The 894-nt window shown below is 57.7% G+C and carries 1 protein-coding gene and 1 pseudogene; one reads left to right on the plus strand and one right to left on the minus strand.

Going from position 1 to position 894, the window contains the following annotated elements; all coding sequences use genetic code 11:
• Positions 1-93 (plus strand): annotated as a pseudogene (locus tag AF337_RS45080) (BON domain-containing protein); the annotation flags it as partial.
• A gap of 81 nt (positions 94-174) precedes the next feature.
• Here the strand turns inward: AF337_RS45080 and AF337_RS06520 are convergent.
• Positions 175-459 (minus strand): hypothetical protein, encoded by a 285-nt coding sequence (locus tag AF337_RS06520; RefSeq protein WP_049731493.1) that lies wholly within the window; start codon positions 457-459, stop codon positions 175-177.
• Positions 460-894: the final 435 nt, after the last annotated feature.

Here is an 894-nt window from a genome sequence, read left to right on the forward strand (position 1 = left end):
GCCGACCGCGAGAAAGTCATCTCGCTTGCAGCGATGATCGTCGGCCAGGAGAACGTTCAGGACCGGATGCTGAGTCATCTTCCGATGCAGTAGTCCAGCGGTATTCACGGCTAGAACCAGGTCCGATGTAGCCCCGGCACGAGGTCAAGCTCTGGAACATCTGATTCTCACGCGTTATTTGGAGTCTTGCTGTCCCAGATCTCCCGGCTTGATAGTCGGCATTGTTTCCACTTTGGGCGGCTTGTTGACCATTTCAGCATCACCGACGGACGGGGGTTCAAGAACGCCACCACAGTCCTTAAGCGATGACGAGCCCTCGGTCGCCTCGTCATGCTGCTTGGTGGCGCAGCGATGCGGGGGCTTGTGGCTGTCGTCGGAATCCGCGAGTGCCGTTTTCGCCGGCAGCACGCAGAGTGCAGAGAAGCCAGCCAAAGCTAAAAATTTCAACATACGTTCCATTCGAACCTCCTTATTTAGGAAGGATCGGAAAGGGAGTTTGTTCCCGGATGCTGACGAGGCTGTAATGGATCTCCATTCAGTGTTGAAAACGTTTCACGGTTGCGCTGGCGATTGAGGATGCGTGCGCTGCGGGCTCCCCCGAAATCAAGGGAGACTAATGATCGACCTTCACCAGGGAGCGCGACCTTGATCGCGACCGGTGCCGTGCCCGCAGTGATGATCGACGCCCCGACGACAGCCGCCGATCGGGCTCTGTGGCAGTATTCCCGCGTCCTCAATGTTGACAGTAGAAGTCGATCTTCACATTGCCCGAAAACAGAGATTTGCTGTGGCCGCACGACACGTGACAGGGCGGCGGCGCAAACAACTGACGCAACTGCTGGCGGCGCGGCGGTCCGCCGCTCCAAGCAATATCTATTGCGCAACCTGTGCTGC

Source organism: Rhizobium ecuadorense (assembly GCF_001187535.1).
In the GTDB taxonomy this organism is placed as follows: domain Bacteria; phylum Pseudomonadota; class Alphaproteobacteria; order Rhizobiales; family Rhizobiaceae; genus Rhizobium; species Rhizobium ecuadorense.